Consider the following 363-nt stretch of genomic DNA (forward strand, 5'->3'; position numbering starts at 1 on the left):
GGCGGGAAAGCGTTGTATCCCTCCACGGTTTTGATGAACGCGATCCCCGCCAAAGTTGCCGGGGTGCCGCGGGTCGTCATGTGTAGTCCCACCGCGTCCGGGGCTATCGACCCCTGTTTGTTGGTCGCGGCGGATCTCGCCGGGGTGGATGAAGTGTACCGGGTCGGAGGCGTGCAGGCCATCGGCGCGTTGGCGTATGGCACCAAGCAGATTCCCCGGGCGGATAAAATCGTGGGCCCCGGCAACATGTACGTGGCCGCGGCCAAGCGAGCGGTCTATGGGACCGTCGATATTGATATGATTGCCGGACCGAGCGAGCTGCTGGTGATTGCGGATGAATCCGCCGACCCCGCCCATTGCGCA

General features: G+C 63.9%; 1 protein-coding gene. It reads left to right on the forward strand.

Translation table 11 applies throughout. From position 1 onward, the window contains the following. The coding region (locus tag J4F31_12530; protein ID MCE2497378.1) for a histidinol dehydrogenase at positions 1 to 363 on the forward strand (363 nt) is incomplete at both ends.

The organism is Flavobacteriales bacterium, from assembly GCA_021296215.1.
Classification (GTDB): domain Bacteria; phylum Bacteroidota; class Bacteroidia; order Flavobacteriales; family ECT2AJA-044; genus ECT2AJA-044.